This is a genomic window from Pseudomonas fluorescens (genome assembly GCF_902498195.1).
Classification (GTDB): Bacteria; Pseudomonadota; Gammaproteobacteria; order Pseudomonadales; family Pseudomonadaceae; genus Aquipseudomonas; species Aquipseudomonas fluorescens_BU.
Genome location: NZ_CABVIY010000006.1, coordinates 42,799 through 59,023 on the forward strand (window position 1 = coordinate 42,799; position 16,225 = coordinate 59,023).

At 61.5% G+C, this 16,225-nt stretch carries 19 protein-coding genes; 6 read left to right on the forward strand and 13 right to left on the reverse strand.

Going from position 1 to position 16,225, the window contains the following annotated elements:
• Positions 1-19: 19 nt before the first annotated feature.
• The 11 genes from F8N66_RS21590 to F8N66_RS21640 all read right to left on the reverse strand — a co-directional run bounded on the left by F8N66_RS21590 (position 20) and on the right by F8N66_RS21640 (position 9,799).
• Complete coding sequence (locus tag F8N66_RS21590; RefSeq protein WP_150772119.1) at positions 20-523, reverse strand: DUF2878 domain-containing protein; 504 nt, start codon at positions 521-523, stop codon at positions 20-22.
• Entirely contained in the window at positions 516-1,787 is a 1,272-nt protein-coding gene (locus tag F8N66_RS21595; RefSeq protein WP_150772120.1) for an SAM-dependent methyltransferase, read from the reverse strand. Before F8N66_RS21595 ends, F8N66_RS21590 begins: the two co-directional genes overlap by 8 nt.
• Positions 1,774-2,589 carry a DUF1365 domain-containing protein gene (locus F8N66_RS21600; protein ID WP_150772121.1) on the reverse strand — a complete coding sequence of 272 codons (816 nt, stop codon included), beginning with the start codon at positions 2,587-2,589 and terminating at the stop codon, positions 1,774-1,776. Before F8N66_RS21600 ends, F8N66_RS21595 begins: the two co-directional genes overlap by 14 nt.
• Positions 2,586-3,833, reverse strand: coding sequence for an NAD(P)/FAD-dependent oxidoreductase (locus F8N66_RS21605; RefSeq protein WP_150772122.1), 1,248 nt, complete (start codon positions 3,831-3,833; stop codon positions 2,586-2,588). Before F8N66_RS21605 ends, F8N66_RS21600 begins: the two co-directional genes overlap by 4 nt.
• Entirely contained in the window at positions 3,830-4,612 is a 783-nt protein-coding gene (locus tag F8N66_RS21610) for an SDR family NAD(P)-dependent oxidoreductase (protein WP_150772123.1), read from the reverse strand. Before F8N66_RS21610 ends, F8N66_RS21605 begins: the two co-directional genes overlap by 4 nt.
• Positions 4,609-5,031, reverse strand: coding sequence for a nuclear transport factor 2 family protein (locus tag F8N66_RS21615; protein ID WP_150772124.1), 423 nt, complete (start codon positions 5,029-5,031; stop codon positions 4,609-4,611). The genes F8N66_RS21610 and F8N66_RS21615 overlap by 4 nt, the downstream gene beginning before the upstream one ends.
• Complete coding sequence (gene phrB / locus F8N66_RS21620) at positions 5,024-6,472, reverse strand: deoxyribodipyrimidine photo-lyase (protein WP_150772125.1); 1,449 nt, start codon at positions 6,470-6,472, stop codon at positions 5,024-5,026. The genes F8N66_RS21615 and phrB overlap by 8 nt, the downstream gene beginning before the upstream one ends.
• Positions 6,473-6,483: 11 nt before the next feature.
• Positions 6,484-7,425 carry a MerR family transcriptional regulator gene (locus F8N66_RS21625; RefSeq protein ID WP_150772126.1) on the reverse strand — a complete coding sequence of 314 codons (942 nt, stop codon included), beginning with the start codon at positions 7,423-7,425 and terminating at the stop codon, positions 6,484-6,486.
• The gene (locus F8N66_RS21630) at positions 7,425-8,384 is read right to left on the reverse strand and encodes a YbgA family protein (RefSeq protein WP_150772127.1); all 960 of its coding nucleotides are present in this window, start codon (positions 8,382-8,384) and stop codon (positions 7,425-7,427) included. The genes F8N66_RS21625 and F8N66_RS21630 overlap by 1 nt, the downstream gene beginning before the upstream one ends.
• Before the next feature lie 216 nt (positions 8,385-8,600).
• Positions 8,601-8,816: a TIGR02450 family Trp-rich protein gene (locus F8N66_RS21635; protein WP_150772128.1), complete on the reverse strand. Its 216-nt coding sequence runs from the start codon at positions 8,814-8,816 to the stop codon at positions 8,601-8,603.
• A complete protein-coding gene (locus tag F8N66_RS21640; RefSeq protein ID WP_150772129.1) occupies positions 8,813-9,799 on the reverse strand; it encodes an NAD(P)/FAD-dependent oxidoreductase in 987 nt (328 codons plus the stop codon). The genes F8N66_RS21635 and F8N66_RS21640 overlap by 4 nt, the downstream gene beginning before the upstream one ends.
• 197 nt (positions 9,800-9,996) lie before the next feature.
• Between F8N66_RS21640 and F8N66_RS21645 the strand changes: the two genes are divergently transcribed.
• Both F8N66_RS21645 and hemH read left to right on the forward strand, forming a co-directional pair.
• The gene (locus tag F8N66_RS21645) at positions 9,997-10,899 is read left to right on the forward strand and encodes a TIGR01777 family oxidoreductase (RefSeq protein WP_150772130.1); all 903 of its coding nucleotides are present in this window, start codon (positions 9,997-9,999) and stop codon (positions 10,897-10,899) included.
• A gap of 12 nt (positions 10,900-10,911) precedes the next feature.
• Positions 10,912-11,934 carry a ferrochelatase gene (gene hemH / locus F8N66_RS21650; protein WP_150772131.1) on the forward strand — a complete coding sequence of 341 codons (1,023 nt, stop codon included), beginning with the start codon at positions 10,912-10,914 and terminating at the stop codon, positions 11,932-11,934.
• A gap of 111 nt (positions 11,935-12,045) precedes the next feature.
• On the opposite strand, the gene F8N66_RS21655 is transcribed toward hemH, so the two are convergent.
• Positions 12,046-13,320: a uracil-xanthine permease family protein gene (locus F8N66_RS21655; RefSeq protein WP_150772132.1), complete on the reverse strand. Its 1,275-nt coding sequence runs from the start codon at positions 13,318-13,320 to the stop codon at positions 12,046-12,048.
• A 2-nt stretch (positions 13,321-13,322) separates the two neighbouring features.
• A complete protein-coding gene (gene upp / locus F8N66_RS21660; protein ID WP_150704774.1) occupies positions 13,323-13,961 on the reverse strand; it encodes a uracil phosphoribosyltransferase in 639 nt (212 codons plus the stop codon).
• 165 nt (positions 13,962-14,126) lie between these two features.
• Here upp and F8N66_RS21665 point away from each other — a divergent pair, with 165 nt between their 5' ends.
• The 4 genes from F8N66_RS21665 (at position 14,127) to F8N66_RS21680 (ending at position 16,148) form a co-directional block, all read left to right on the forward strand.
• Positions 14,127-14,684 carry a hypoxanthine-guanine phosphoribosyltransferase gene (locus F8N66_RS21665; protein ID WP_046818972.1) on the forward strand — a complete coding sequence of 186 codons (558 nt, stop codon included), beginning with the start codon at positions 14,127-14,129 and terminating at the stop codon, positions 14,682-14,684.
• A 3-nt stretch (positions 14,685-14,687) separates the two neighbouring features.
• Positions 14,688-15,161 (forward strand): WbuC family cupin fold metalloprotein, encoded by a 474-nt coding sequence (locus F8N66_RS21670; RefSeq protein ID WP_150772133.1) that lies wholly within the window; start codon positions 14,688-14,690, stop codon positions 15,159-15,161.
• A gap of 150 nt (positions 15,162-15,311) precedes the next feature.
• The gene (locus F8N66_RS21675; protein ID WP_150772134.1) at positions 15,312-15,797 is read left to right on the forward strand and encodes a hypothetical protein; all 486 of its coding nucleotides are present in this window, start codon (positions 15,312-15,314) and stop codon (positions 15,795-15,797) included.
• Positions 15,798-15,860: 63 nt separating this feature from the next.
• Positions 15,861-16,148: a PA4642 family protein gene (locus F8N66_RS21680; RefSeq protein WP_150772135.1), complete on the forward strand. Its 288-nt coding sequence runs from the start codon at positions 15,861-15,863 to the stop codon at positions 16,146-16,148.
• The last annotated feature ends 77 nt before the right edge of the window (positions 16,149-16,225 follow it).

The window sequence follows — 16,225 nt, forward strand, 5'->3', positions numbered from 1 at the left end:
TGAAAGGCCAGACGGACGCTCAGTCCTGTGTATCGCCCACGAAACGCTGCGCCATCTCATGCAGGAGCGGAAACAGCAGCGCCCACAGCAGACCGATGCCGATCAAGGTGGGCAGTTCTCCATGGGGAAACTGCACCCCGGCCAATTGCCCTCCGGCGTAATACGACAGCGGCGCGGCGATGGCGCCCAGCAGGCTTGCCCGCCATTTGGGCCTGGCAGTCCACGACAGGCAGTGGCGCAGGGTGGTCGCCAGCAGGGCCCACAGCAGCATCAGCCACAGCGGAATCAGCGGCGAGAAATCGTTGAACCGGAACACCCCCAGCCAGCGCAACGCGCCGTCGACCGCAGTACCGAGGAGCACCACGCTGAGAATCAATCGGCCTTCCTCTGCCCAGCTACTTATCCACAGCAGGTGAATCACCAGTGCCCCCAGCGGCACGCATAGCCAAAGACTGTTGCCGCCGGCCACGCAAGCAAACCAACCAAGCTGGAACAGCGCGGCGTTGGCCAGGCGTTCAAGCATCGAAACGGCCGAGCAGGGGCGCGGTGATCGCCGAGGGCTTCGCCAGCAGTAGCTGCGCGGTACCGATGCTGCGCTCCAGGAAACCGCCTTCGCAGTAACACAGGTAAAACTCCCACAGCCTCAGGAAATACTCGTCGTAGCCCAATTCCCCAAGGCGCGCCTGGGCATGGCGAAAATTCACATGCCACAGGCGCAGGGTGCGTGCGTAATGCAGGCCGAAGTCCTCCATGTGCAGCAGGTTCATGTCGGTGTCGCGGCTGACGATCTCCAGCATCTTCTGCACGCAGGGCAGGGCGCCGCCGGGGAATATGTAGCGCTGGATGAAATCGACACTGCGCCTGGCCTGTTCGTAGCGCTGCTCGCGAATGGTGATGGTCTGCAACAGCATCAAGCCGTTGCTCTTGAGCAACTGCGCGCATTGCTTGAAATAGGTCGGCAAAAAGCGGTGGCCGACCGCTTCGATCATCTCGATCGACACCAGTTTGTCGTATTGCCCGGTGAGGTCGCGATAGTCCTTGAGCAACAACGTCACCTGGTCTTGCAGCCCCAGGGTTGCAATCCGCTGCGCGGTATACGCGTGCTGCTCCCGGGAGAGCGTGGTGGTGGTCACCTTGCAACCGTAGTGCTGGGCCGCGTACAGCGCCATGCTGCCCCAGCCCGTGCCGATTTCCAGCAAGTGGTCACTGGGTTTGAGGTCGAGCTTGCGGCAGATTCGCTCCAGCTTGTTCAACTGCGCCTGTTCGAGGCTGTCCTCGGGGCTCAGGAATTGCGCGGCCGAGTACATCATGGTCGGGTCGAGAAACTGTTCGAACAGGTCATTGCCCAGGTCATAGTGGGCGGCAATGTTTTTCTGCGAGCCCTTGCGGGTGTTGCGGTTGAGCCAGTGCAGTCCCTGGACGAACGGCCGGCCGAGTTTGGCCAGGCCGCCTTCCAGTGCATCCAGCACCTCAAGGTTGCTGACGAAAATCCGCACCACCGCGGTCAGGTCCGGCGAACTCCAGTAGCCATGAATGTAGGCCTCGCCCGCCCCGATCGAACCCTTGCTCGCCACCAGTCCCCAGGCGGCGGCATCGTGGATCTGGATTTCCCCCAGCAAATGACTGCCGGCGGTGCCGAACACGTGCCGTTCGCTCTCGTCGATCACCACCAGTTGCCCGTGCCTGAGGTGCGCGAGTTGGCGCAATACTCCTCGGCGCAGCAGCGACCCGGTCAGGCCGTTGGTGCTCAACAGGCTGGCTTTGGCCAGGACGCTAGAGGATTTCATGGCGGCGATCCTTGGGCGGAACGATGGCGGTTTGAAAGCTGCCATCGGCAGCCTGATGAGCAAATAGCGGTACGCGCTTGAGCAGCAGGCGCAGGGCTTGCCAGTAAATCGCCAGGCAGGTTTTCGCGGTCATCCAGGGGAAGCGCCGCAAGTAACGGTGCAGGCTGGCCCGATCCAGCGTTTCGCGTTTGAGGTTCAGCGTCGCGTCGAACAGTTTCAGATCGCCTTGCCAGTCCGCCATGTGCACACCGAGCTTTTTCGCGGCGGGGCTGAAGCTCATGCGGTGTTCGAGATCCCGGGGTAAAAACGGCGATACGTGAAAGGCCTTGGCGACGGCGAAATGTTGATGGAAATCGTGCAGCTCCTCTGGCGTCCTGGCCGGCAGCACGTAGTGATACTGCTCGTGCCACGGGGTATTGGTGACTTCGGCGAGAATCGCCGCCAGTTGACCATCGGCTTCGTAGCAGTAGAAAAAGCTGACCGGGTTGAACGACAGTCCCCAGCTGCGAGGTTGCGTCAGCAGGCAGATTGCACCTTGTGGTGCATGGCCGATGGCCTGGCGAACCTGTTCGCGCACGGCGTCGCTCAGGCGTTCGCCCTTGTCGGTAAAGGTCTTGAGGTAATCGCGTTCGCGAAACGAAAAGGGCGAGAAACGATGGCTGCCCGACAGGCGCGACAACCCCAGCACCGCGTCCTGCTCATCCAGATCGAGGTAAAGCAAGCCGATCCGGTAGCGAAACTCATGGCGTTTTGGCGAGAACCGCCGGTGGGCGATCCAGCCGCTGTAAAGGGCGCTGTTCACAGGGTTTCACCGAAGGATCGGGCCACGCGCAGCGCGCTGACCACGCCATCCTCGTGGAATCCGTTGGCCCAGTAGGCGCCGCAATAAAAGGTGTGTTGCGCGCCGTTCAATTCTTCCCAGCGTTCTTGCGCGGCCACGGCTGTCAGGCTGTATTGGGGATGGGCATAGGTGAATCTGCCGAGCACCAGGGCCGTGTCGATGCCGGCGCTCTGGTTCAGGCTGACGCAATAGGTGGTATCGCTCTGGATGCCCTGCAGGAGGTTCATGTCGTAGGTCACGGTGGACCGCGTGTGCCCGGTGCCGCCAAGGCGATAGTTCCAGCTGGCCCGGGCGAGTTTTCGCGCAGGCAGCAGGCGCGTGTCGGTGTGCAGCACCACTTCGTTGTCGGCGTAGGGCAGGGCGCCGAGGATCGATTGTTCGCTGGCGCTGGGTGTGGCCAGCAGGCCCAGCGCCTGATCGCTGTGGCAGGCGAACACCACTTTGTCGAAGCGTTCGCGGCCGGCGGCGCTGTGGATCACCACGCCGTCTTCATCGCGCTCGACGCGCGTAACGGGGCAGTTGAGCCGGATCTTCTCTGAGTAGCTTGCCGTCAGGGGGGCGATGTAGGCACTGGATCCGCCTTCGATCACGCACCATTGCGGTCGATGATTGACCGACAGCAAGCCGTGATTCTTGAAAAAGCGGACAAAGCCACGCAGCGGAAAACCCAGCATGTCGGCCATGGACATCGACCAGATCGCCGCGCCCATGGGCACGATGTAATGCAGGATGAAGCGCTCGCCGTAACCGCCGGCCTTGAGGTACTGATCCAGCGTGGTGTCGGCGCTGATCCGGCCTTCGGACAGGTCAAGCTGCGATTGCCTGTTGAAGCGCAGGATGTCCCGCAGCATGCCCCAGAAACCCGGCGACAGCAGGTTGCGGCGCTGGGCAAAGAGGCTGTTGAGGTTGTTGCCGTTGTAGGACAGGCCACTGTCCGGGTCGGTGACCGAGAAGCTCATCTGCGTCGGTTTGAAACCTACGCCAATCTGGCCCAGCAGGCGTATGAAATGGGGGTATGTCCAGTCGTTGAACACGATGAAACCGGTGTCCACCGCATGGCGCTGACCATCGGTGGTCACTTCCACGGTGTGGGTGTGGCCGCCAACCCGGTCGCCGGCCTCGAACAGGGTGATCTCGTGGCGGCGATTGAGCAGGTAGGCGCTGGTCAGCCCCGAGATACCGCTGCCGATAATGGCGATGTTCACGGAACATCCTTGATCGGCGGGTTGCTGCGCACCATGCGTTTGCCAATTTCGAGCTTCACACGGTTGGGCAATTTCGACAGCGGCCAGAGCGCCGCCATGAACAGCGCCGGGAAGGCGATCTCCAGCGGCCGATGCTTGAGCTTGGCGAAGATGTGCTGCGCGGCCTTGGCCGCCGGCCAACTGAGGGGCATGGGGAAATCATTTTTCGCGGTCAGCGGTGTGTCGACAAAACCGGGGCTGACCACGGTCACTTCGATGCCTTCGGGTGCCAGGTCAATACGCAACGACTCGAACAGGTAGCGCAGCCCGGCTTTCGATGCACCGTAGGCTTCGGCCCGCGGCAGCGGCAGGTAGGTCACCGAGCTGGCGACACCCACCAGGTGCGGCGCCAGGCCTGCCCGCAACAAGGGCAGGGCCGCTTCGATGCAATAACTGCTGGCCAGCAGGTTGGTGCGCACGACGTGCTCGATGATCGAGGCATCGAACTGCTGGACGTCGACGTATTCACAGGTGCCGGCATTCAGTATCACCGTATCGAGCGAACCCCACTCTTGCGCGATTTGCTCGCCGATTTCGCGCACCGTCTGGCTGTTGGTCAGGTCGCCGGGGACAATCAAAACCTGCCCGGGATAGCGCTGCGACAAGACTTTCAGGGGCGCTACCGAGCGCGAACTGACGGCCAGGTGTGCACCGGTTTTCAGTATTTCTTCGGCCAGCGAGGCGCCGATGCCACTGCTGGCACCGGTCAGCCAATAGCGCCGTGGAGACGTAAAACTCATCCCATTCTCCTTTTCAGCCAGGCGATCGCCCGGCCCACTACGGGTAGATGTTCATAAATCAGCGCCCCGGCGTCGAAGTAGTCCCGGTGGCGATAGACCTTGTCGCGCCAGCGCAGGTGTGAGCAGCCGTCGACGCGAATCAACTGGCCGTTGGCCAGGCGCGGATGGCGGTAGCTCATGACCCAGCGCAGATAACCCTCGCCTTCGGCCACCTGGTCATAGCCGTGGAATTCGAACTGCAGTTCGCTGACGTTGGCGTACAGATCGCCGAAGTAGCTGCGCAAATGCCCAAGCCCCTGCACGTCATGCAAAGGGTCGGTGAAATGCACGTCGGCGCTGTACAGCTCATCCAGGCGTTGCAGATTGTCTTTGTCCAGGCTGGAAAACTGCCCGGCAAAACGCTGGAGGAACTCACTCATAGCCACCTCCGGCATCCTGTTGTCGCGATGGCAGGTTTTTGAACGCCGCCAGCGCACGGGTGCGGGACGTACTTAGATTGACGATTGGCGAGGGGTAATCGGCAACCCCGAACAGCCCGCCGAGGTTCGCCGGGTTGTGCACGTCTTTTTTGTTCAGCTCCGCCAGTTCCGGCAGCCAGTGCTTGATGAAGATCCCTTCGGGGTCGAATTTTTCCGATTGGCTCAGCGGGTTGAATATCCGGAAATAGGGCGCCGAGTCGGTGCCGGTGGACGAACTCCACTGCCAGCCGCCGTTGTTCGCTGCGAGGTCGCCATCGATCAGGTGGCGCATGAAAAAGCGTTCGCCTTCACGCCAGTCGATCAGCAGGTTCTTGGTCAGGAACATGGCGACCACCATGCGCAAGCGGTTGTGCATCCAGCCGGTTTCGAGCAATTGACGCATGGCCGCATCGATGATCGGCAAACCGGTGCGCGCTTGTTGCCAGGCGGCCAGTTCGTCGGGGGCCTGGCGCCAGGCCAGGGCTTCGGTTTCCGGGCGAAAGGCGCGGTGGCGGGACACCCGTGGGTAGCCCACCAGGATGTGTTTGTAGAATTCGCGCCACAACAGCTCGTTGATCCAGGTCACGGCCCCGACCTTGCCGCTTTCGAACTCGCCCTGATTACTTTGCAAAGCCGCGTGCAAGCACTGGCGTGGCGAAATGACCCCGGCTGCGAGGTAGGTCGACAGCTGGCTGGTGCCGGGTTTGGCCGGGAAGTCGCGCTCACTTTTGTAGTAGTCGATCTGGGCGTCGGCGAAGGTGTCGAGGCGGCGCCGGGCTTCGGCTTCACCGGCAGGCCAGAGGGCGCGCAGGGATTCGCCGGGCGTTTCAAAGCCTTCGACCGTCGAGGGGACGGCATCGCTGTCGAGGGCCAGCGGCGATTGAACCATGGGAGCGCTGACCAGGCCCGGCAGTGAACGGTGCAGCCGGTCGTAGCACACCTTGCGGAACTGACTGAAGACCTGGAAGTAAGTGCCGGTTTTGGTCAGCACGGTGCCAGGCGCGAAGAGCAACTGGTCTAGATAGCTGCGCCATTGGATGCCCTTGGCCTGCAGCGCCTGCGCAACCGCCGCGTCACGACGGCTTTCGTGAATGCCGTACTCCTCGTTGACGTGCACCGCGTCGATGTTCAATTGCTGACAAAGTTCGAGCAACACCTTCGGTGCGTCGTCCCAGCGAGGGGCCGTGCGGATCAGCAGGGGAATGTTCAGTTCGCCCAGCGCCTGGCTCATTTCGGCAAGGTTGCGTAGCCAGAAGTCCACTTTGCAGGGGGCGTCGTCGTGTTCCAGCCATTGTTCCGGGCTCAGCAGGTACACCGCCACGCACGGGCCAACCGCAGCGGCGGCCGAAAGGGCGGTGTTGTCGTGTACACGCAAGTCGCTGCGCAGCCAGATCAATTGCATGGAGGTGTCCATTAAATGAGTCCACGCTGAGCAAGCACCTGATGTGCCAACAACGGATTTTCGGCCAGGTACAAATCAGCGATGACGGAAGTTCTCGCGGACAACTCGGCGTGGTGAATACACACCGTTGGTCCGGCGATCATTTTTGGGCAACTGACGCCGTTCAAAAGTTTCGTCAGTTGTGAAAGGTTCATGGCTTTGCTGGAATACAGCAGGACGCCCCGGGGTTGCAGGTGATCGACCGCCAGCGCCAGTTCACCGGCGGGCAGCGGCCAGTCGAACACCTCCACCGGGCAGTCGGCGCTGCTGATCAGCCATGCGGTGAGCCACAGATGCGGCTCCAGTGGCAGGTCCGAATGGTTGATCAACAGCAGTGGCGAGGCATGCAGCTGACGGTTGTTATGGTAGATACGCGCGCCGAACTTGCTGCGCAGCCAGGAATAAAAAAACACCCGTTCCATCTGTGCGCCGAACTGGCCCTGCCAGCGTTGTTCCAGTTCCGACAACAGTGGCATCAACAGTTGTTCGCACAGGGTTCGCGGCGGGTACAGCGCCATGGCCTGGTTGACGGTGTCGTCCAGGCTGCGCTCGGTCAGTTGAGTGACCGCCTGCAACAATGCCTGGCGCAATCGTTGCCAATCGTTTTCCCCGGACTCGCTGAAGGCCTGCGGGGTGTCGAGCAATTGCTTGACCTGGCTGACGGCGACACCGCGATTGAGCCAGGTCAGGATCGTCAGGATGCGTTGCACATGGTCGGCAGAGAACAGCCGATGCCCCTTGGGCGTGCGTTGCGGCACGATCAAGCCATAGCGCCGTTCCCAGGCGCGCAAGGTGATGGCATTGACGCCGGTTTGCCGGGCTACCTCGCGAATCGGCAGCCAGCCCTCGTCGAGGGCTTTTTTAAAGTCCCCGCCCAGGCCTTCGCCGGCGCTGCTGTCGATGAGCGTTTTCATCAGATGGCGTTTCGCAAGCTGAGGTTTTCCGGGTGCGGTTGCAGGTAAACCTGCTGCGCAATGTAAGGGTCCGGGTGTTGGCGAAAGTGGTGCTTGAGCAGGGTCAGCGGCACCACCAGCGGCACGATGCCCAGGCGGTACTGGCCGATCACGTGCTGCACTTCCTGCTTGTCCTCGGCGCTGATCGCCTGTTTCAAATAGCCGCTGAGGTGCTGCAGGACATTGGTGTGGGTGCGGCGGGTGGCGCACTTTTTCAAGGCCGCCATCAGCTCACTGAAATAACGCGGGCCGAGCTCTCGCGGATCGCTGCTGCCCATGGTTCCCAGCAGGTTGCCCAGGGTTTTGTATTGCACCGGGTTGTGGGCCATCAGCAAGTACTTGTAGCGCGAATGAAAGTCCGTGAGGCCGCGACGGCTCAGGCCTTGCTGGCGCAGTTGCTGCCAGGCGCTGTAGGCGAACACGCGGGTGAGGAAGTTTTCCCGCAGCACCGGGTCGTTGAGACGGCCGTCTTCTTCCACCGGCAGGTCAGGGTGCAGGGCGCAGAACGCCTGAGCGTAGATGCCCTGGCCGCCACCGTCCTGCGGTGCGCCGTTGGCATGGTAGACCTTGACCCGTTCCAGGCCACAGGACGGGGACTTCTGCATGAAGATGTAACCGCAGATATCGCCAAGCTCCACGGCCATCTGTTGGCCGTACTCGGCCAATGGCCGGGTGACGTTGAGCTGGCGATCGACCGTGCCGACGGCTTCGGGTCGATCCGTCTGACCGACCAGCCGGATCGGTTCGCGCGGAATGCCCAGGCCGATGGCGACTTCCGGGCAGACCGGCACGAAATCGAAGTAGTCGGTCAGGACGCGGCTGCACAATCGTGACGCCTTGTGCCCGCCGTTGTAGCGCACCTCGGCGCCCATCAGGCAGGCGCTGATGGCGATTTTCGGTTTGGTGGCGGGCAGGGGCATCGGAGCACCTCGGAATCAAAACCTGTACAGATAAATATGCCTGTACAACATAGGTTCATCATAGATTCAAAGGTGTGCAAGTCAAATTATTTGTATAAGTTTTGTGCGGAGCCATCTGCCCTTGTGGGAGCGGGCTTGCTCGCGAAGACCTTCTGACATTCAACCATTCAGTCGCCTGATACACCGCTTCGCGAGCAAGCCCGCTCCCACCAGAGGCTATTTCCAGCCTGATTGCCAGGTGGTGCTGTTCTGCAAGACGCGCCACTCGAACCTTTCACTGCGCCTGGTCAAAACAGCCTGCAATTCCACCTCCCGCACCGTGCCGTCCTCATCACGAAACAGGTCGGTCACCAGAAAGTGTTTTTCGCGGTTTTGCGGGTGCGCTGCTGTCCATTTCGACAGCAGCAATTTGCCCGGGTTAATGCGGTTCACTGCAAGTGTTCATGCAGGCGGCGGGCGGCTTCCTGGCCACTCAGCCAAGCGCCTTCGACGCGCCCTGACAGGCACCAGTCGCCGCAGGCATACAGGCCCAGGTCGGCATCGGCCAGGGTGCCCCATTCATGGCTGCTGGCCGGGCGGGCGTAGAGCCAGCGATGGGCGAGGCTGAAGCTCGGTGCGGGCATGGCGCTGTGCAGCAACTCGGCGAAGGCGCCGTGTAATTGTTCGATCACCGCCTCTTTTGGCAGGTCAATGTGCTGGCGGCTCCAGGCGCTGGTGGCATGCAGCACCCAAGTGTCGAGGGTGTTATCGCGCCCGGGTTTGCTGCGGTTGCGCGCCAGCCAGTCGAGCGGGCTGTCTTGCACGAAGCAGCCTTCCATGGGCGTATCCAGCGGGGTTTCGAACGCCAGTGCGATGGCCCAGGTGGGGTCCATTTTCACTCCGGCGGCGGCACCGGCGAGCTTCGGCGCAGAGGCCAGCAACGCGGTTGCTTGCGGGGCGGGCGTGGCGATCACCACGTGACTGAACGGCCCGTGGGTGAAGCCCTCGGCATCCTGCAGGTGCCAGTGCTCTTCACCGCGATAGACCTCGGTGATCCGGCAGGCGAAATGCACTTCGAGGTCGCCGAGCAAGGCGCGGGTGATGGCGCTCATGCGTGGCGTACCGACCCAGCGCGTCTGTTCATCCGGCGACAGGTTGAGCTGGCCGCCATGGAAGGTGTACAGCTGCGGCGTCCACTCGGCGACCCAGCCGTTGGCTTGCCAGCGCTGGACTTCGGTGACGAAGCGGCGGTCGCGGGCGGTGAAATATTGCGCACCCATGTCCAGCGCGCCCGCATCGCTGCGTTTGCTCGACATGCGTCCGCCACTGCCGCGGCTTTTATCGAAAAGTTGGACGACATGCCCTGCGTCTGTCAGGGCTTGTGCGGCTGAGAGCCCGGCTATGCCGGTGCCGATGATTGCGATAGGTACAGTCATAAGGGCCTCGTTTACCTTTCTGTACAGACTACGCCGGGCTTGAAACCTGTACAATATTGTTTTTTGGTATAACTTTCAGCGTTCTGGTTCTGACAGCTTGGCCTATTGTTAACCATAGAGCCTGTCCGATAAGAAAGATCCCTTGCTTATAAAAATAGACTAGTGATCAGGGTAAAACGCCACGCGAGGAAGAAGTCATGCACATATTGCTGACCGGCGGTACTGGTTTGATAGGACGTCAGCTTTGTCGGCACTGGTTGGGCCAGGGTCATCGCCTGACGGTCTGGAGCCGGACGCCCGCAAAAGTTGCCAAAATCTGTGGGGCTCAAGTGCGGGGTGTGGCTCGACTGGAGGAGGTGGGCCAGGAGCCCGTCGATGCCATTGTCAATCTCGCCGGTGCACCGATCGCCGACCGGCTGTGGACACACAAGCGCAAGGCATTGTTGTGGAGCAGCCGCATTACCCTGACGGAAACCCTGCTGGCCTGGCTGGAAAGTCGTGAGCAGAAACCGCGGGTCATGATTTCCGGTTCCGCGATCGGTTGGTACGGCGACGGTGGCGAACGCGAGCTGACCGAGGACTCACCCCCGGTCATCGATGATTTTGCCAGCCAGTTGTGCATCGCCTGGGAAGAAACCGCGCAGCGCGCCGAAGCCCTGGGTATTCGGGTGGTGCTCGTGCGCACCGGCTTGGTGCTGTCCGCCGAGGGCGGCTTTTTGTCGCGCCTGTTGTTGCCGTTCAAACTGGGGCTGGGCGGGCCGATTGGCAGTGGCCGGCAGTGGATGCCGTGGATCCATATCAACGATCAAATCGCCCTGATTGATTTTCTGCTGCATCGCAATGACGCCATCGGTCCATATAATGCCTGCGCACCGAAGCCGGTGCGTAACCGCGAATTTGCCAAAACCCTGGGCAGCGTGCTGCACCGTCCGGCGTTCATGCCGATGCCGGCGTTTGCGTTGAAGGTGGGTTTGGGCGAGTTGTCGTTGTTGCTGCTGGGTGGCCAGCGGGCCACGCCGGCGCGCTTGCTCCAGGCGGGTTTCACTTTCCAGTTCACTGATTTGCGCGCGGCCCTGGACGAACTGTCCAGCCGCCTCTGAAAAGGATGTTGCATGACCGATCACGCGTTGCTTTTGGTCAACCTGGGCTCACCTGCCTCCACCTCGGTGGCGGATGTGCGCAGCTACCTCAATCAGTTTCTGATGGACCCGTACGTGATCGACCTGCCATGGCCGATGCGACGTTTGCTGGTGTCGTTGATCCTGTTCAAGCGCCCCGAGCAGTCGGCCCATGCCTACGCCTCGATCTGGTGGGAGGAGGGCTCGCCACTGGTGGTGCTCAGCCGGCGCCTGCAACAGGCCATGACCGCGCAATGGCACCACGGGCCGGTCGAGCTGGCGATGCGTTACGGCGAACCGTCCATTGAAACGACCCTGCTGCGTCTGGTTGCCCAGGGCCACAAGCGGATCACCCTGGCGCCGCTTTATCCACAATTCGCCGACAGCACCACCACGACCGTGATCGAGGAAGCCAAGCGCGTGCTGCGCGAGAAGAAGCTCGATGTGCAACTGTCGGTGCTTCAACCGTTCTACGATCAGCCGGAATACCTCGATGCCCTGGTCGCCACGTCCAGGCCTCACCTGCAACAGGATTTCGATCACCTGCTGCTGAGCTTTCACGGATTGCCGGAGCGGCACCTGAAAAAACTCAACCCCGGCCACCGCTTCGACGGCGGCGGCGATTGCTGCGCCGGAGCGCCGCCGGAAGTGGTCGCCACCTGTTATCGCGGCCAGTGCCTGCGCACCGCAAAAGAGTTCGCCAAACGCATGGGCTTGCCGGACGACAAGTGGTCGGTGTCGTTCCAGTCGCGCCTGGGCCGCGCCAAATGGATCGAACCCTACACCGAGGCTCGCCTGGACGAGCTGGCCAAGAGCGGCGTGAAGAAGGTGCTGGTGATGTGCCCGGCATTTGTTGCCGATTGCATCGAGACGCTGGAAGAAATCGGTGACCGGGGGCTGGAGCAGTTCCGCGAAGCGGGAGGGGAGGAGTTGGTGCTGGTGCCATGCCTCAACGATGACCCGCAGTGGGCGCGGGCGTTGAGCACGTTGTGTGAGCGAGCCCCGATAGCGTTGTAGTTTTTGAGGGCCCCTTCGCGAGCAAGCCCGCTCCCACATTAGATCGCGGTCTGATGTGGGAGCGGGCTTGCTCGCGAAAGCTATTCAACGGGCGACACAGTCTTCAAGCCACTACAACAAAGGCTCATCCGCCTTCTTGTGCTTCCAGCTGTCATTGCCCGGCAGGATCAGGTTCAGCGCAATCGCCACCACCGCGCACAGCGCGATGCCTTTGAGGCCGAAGTCATCCGGGCCGGTGCCGGTGCCGACCAGCACACCGCCAATGCCGAAGACCAGGGTCACCGACACGATCACCAGATTGCGCGCTTCGCCCAGATCGATCTTGTGGCGAATCAGCGTGTTCATGCCCACCGCCGCGATCGAACCGAACAACAGGCAGAGAATCCCGCCCATCACCGGCACCGGAATGCTTTGCAGCAGCGCGCCGAATTTGCCGATGAACGCCAGGCTGATAGCGAAAATCGCCGCCCAGGTCATGATTTTCGGGTTGTAGTTCTTGGTCAGCATCACCGCGCCGGTCACTTCGGCATAGGTGGTGTTGGGCGGGCCGCCGAACAGGCCGGCAGCGGTGGTGGCAATGCCATCGCCGAGCAAGGTGCGGTGCAGGCCGGGTTTCTTCAGGTAATCGCGACCGGTCACGCTGCCCACGGCAATCACGCCGCCGATGTGCTCGATCGCCGGGGCCAGGGCCACCGGGACGATGAACAGGATCGCCTGCCAGTTGAATTCCGGCGCGGTGAAGTGGGGGATGGCGAACCACGGTGCGGCGGCAATCTTCCCGGTGTCGACCACACCGAAATAGAACGCCATCGCAAACCCCACCAGCACGCCGGAGATGATCGGCACCAGGCGGAAAATGCCTTTGCCGAACACCGCGACGATCAGGGTGGTCAGCAAGGCGGGCATCGAGATCATCATCGCCGTCTGGTAATGAATCAGCTCGGTGCCCTCACCCGACTTGCCCATTGCCATGTTGGCGGCAATCGGCGCCATGGCCAGGCCGATAGAGATGATCACCGGACCAATCACCACCGGGGGCAGCAGGCGGTCGATGAAACCGGTGCCTTTGATCTTCACGGCAAGGCCGAGGAAGGTGTAGACGAAACCGGCCGCCATCACGCCGCCCATGGTCGCGGCCAGGCCGAACTGGCCCTTGGCGAGAATGATCGGGGTGATGAAGGCAAAGCTCGACGCCAGGAACACCGGCACCTGACGCCCGGTGACGATCTGGAACAGAATCGTCCCCAGGCCAGCGGTAAACAGCGCCACGTTCGGGTCAAGGCCGGTAATCAGCGGCATCAAGACCAGGGCGCCGAAGGCCACGAACAGCATCTGTGCGCCAGACAGCACCGTGCGCCAGAGCGGATCGTTGAACTCATCCTGCATGGTCACGCGTCCTTCTGCTTGGTGCCGAAGATCTTGTCGCCGGCATCGCCCAGGCCCGGGATGATGTAACCGTGTTCGTTGAGTTTCTGATCGATGGAAGCGGTGTAGATGGTCACATCCGGGTGCGCCTTCTCTACCGCGGCAATGCCTTCCGGCGCGGCCACCAGCACCATGGCGCGGATGTCACGGCAACCGGCTTTTTTCAGCAGGTCGATGGTGGCGACCATGGAACTGCCGGTGGCGAGCATCGGGTCGATGATCATGGCCAGGCGTTCGTCGATTTCCGGCACCAGTTTTTCCAGGTAGGTGTGGGCCTGCAGCGTTTCTTCGTTGCGGGCCACGCCCACGGCGCTGACTTTGGCGCCCGGGATCAGGCTCAGCACGCCTTCGAGCATGCCGATGCCGGCGCGCAGGATCGGCACCACGGTAATTTTCTTGCCGGCGATTTTCTCGACCGACACGGTGCCGCACCAGCCTTCGATGTCGTAGGATTCCAGCGGCAGGTCTTTGGTGGCTTCATAGGTCAGCAGGGCGCCGACTTCCTGAGCGAGCTCACGGAAATTCTTGGTGCTGATGTCTGCGCGGCGCATAAGGCCAAGTTTATGACGGATCAGCGGATGGCGGATCTCGAGGATGGGCATGGGAAAGGCTCCGGCGGCGGGCAAAAAAACCGGCCTAGATTAATCTATCCGGGGTTGATGTCCTATAGACATAGAGTACGTTAGTCCACAAACGCTTGATCTGGCCGTTCGGGATGCGTACCTTTGCCCGCTTTTCCGAATCCGCAACCCCCCCTGGAGAGCGCCATGTCCGCTGATCTCGAGCATATCCGTCAAATCATGCGAGAGGCTGACTGCCTGTACACCGAAGCTGAAGTCGAGGCAGCCATTGCCCGCGTCGGTGCACACATCAATGATCAACTGGCGGACAGCAACCCGGTGGTGTTCTGTGTGATGAACGGCGGGCTGATTTTCGCCGGCAAGCTGCTCACGCACCTGCAGTTCCCGCTGGAAGCGTCCTACCTGCACGCCACCCGTTATCGCAACGAAACCAGCGGCGGCGAGCTGTTCTGGAAAGCCAAGCCGGAAGTCTCGTTCATCGACCGTGACGTGCTGATCATCGACGACATTCTCGACGAAGGGCACACCCTGGGCGCGATCATCGACTTCTGCAAGCACGCCGGCGCGCGCAAAGTGCACACCGCCGTGCTGATCGACAAAGACCACGACCGCAAGGCTCGCCCGGACCTGAAAGCCGATTTCGTCGGTTTGCCGTGCATCGACCGTTACATCTTCGGTTACGGCATGGACTACAAAGGCTACTGGCGTAATGCCAACGGGATTTTTGCCGTTAAAGGAATGTAAACCATGGCCACGCCGAGCTTTCTTGATCAAACGCTGTTCACTGAGTTGGCCGAGAAAGCCGAAGCCAATCCCCGTGGGCGCCAGCATCACAACTTCCATCAGATGGAAGAAGCGTGCCATCGGATGGCGGTGGGCCTGCAACCGGGTACCTACATTCCACCTCACCGTCACCTGGGCGACAACAAGGCCGAGACCTTGCTGGTGCTCAAGGGGCGGCTGGGGTTGCTGATCTTCGACGACGCCGGGACGGTGGTGAAAAAGCAAGTCCTGCAGGCGGGTGGCGATTGCGTCGGCGTGGATTTGCCCACCGGGGTGTTCCACGGTCTGGTGGTGCTGGAAGCCGACAGCCTGATGTTCGAATGCAAGGCCGGCCCGTATCGCCCGGTGGGCGAGGGCGAGCTGGCCCATTGGGCTCCCCGTGAAGGCGAGCCGGGTGTCGCCGGGTATCAGGCGTGGATGCGCGCGCAGTTCGATTGATTCTCACATTGTGGGAGCGGGCTTGCTCGCGAAAGCGTCGGCACATTCAACATTGATGCGTCAATGAAACCGTCTTCGCGAGCAAGCCCGCTCCCGCAAGGGGAGCGGTCAGCCGTGATAGAGTGCTCGGCCCCGTTTCCGGAGCCTGTCATGAGCCTGTTGATCCGCAGCTGCGCCGCCCTGTTGCTGACCCTGAGCCTGCCCCTGGCCGCCGCCCCGGCGCCGATGCACGCACAGTTCCTGCCCCCGGATGACCTGACACTGCGTGACGCGCAGCCCGAACAGCAACAGCTGTTGCAGGTCACCGAGTACTCGGTGGTGGTCGGCAGCCAGCGTCAGTCCAATCAGCAACCGATCCCGGTCACTTCGCCCCTGTCGATCCGCCTCAAGGGCAAATCCCTGAACAAGGGGGCGACGATCAGCCAGGTGCTGGTCAATTTCGATGGCGAAAGCAAAAGCCTGAAAAAACCGGTCTACGACGAGCCGAGCAAAACCCTGACGCTTTCTTATCCGCTGGCTCAGTACCGGGTGGTTATCGACTTGTTGCGCAATGACACGGTGTATTGCCAATTCCTCAGCTATGCCAACGGCCATGTCTGGGCCGATCTGCACACCGGTAGCGTTCGTCCGCGTTGAGTGCCGGGCCCGCGCAGGGGTAAACTGCCCGCCCCGTGAAATGTCTGCGAGCTGGAGTCGGCAATGCGTAAAGATAAGAAACAAGTGATTGGTGACGAGATCGGCGATGAGCAGATCAAGTTGTTTCTCGATTTCGAACCGGTCGACGCCACTTCGCCGTCCCTGCACAAGCTGATCAAGGCCTACCGCGGCCTGCGTGTCGACGATTTCGAGCGTTTCCTGACGTTCTTTGTCGAGGCGGGTTATGACGTCAACGGCCAGGATGAGCACGGCAATGACTTTGTGGCGCTGATCAAGGATCAACGCAATGCGCCTGAGTACATCGAGCTGATCGAAAAGGCTCGCGGCTAAAGTCAAAAGATCGCAGCCTCGCTTCGCTCGACAGCTCCTACAGGTATTAGCGATCCATTTGTAGGAGCTGCCGAGCG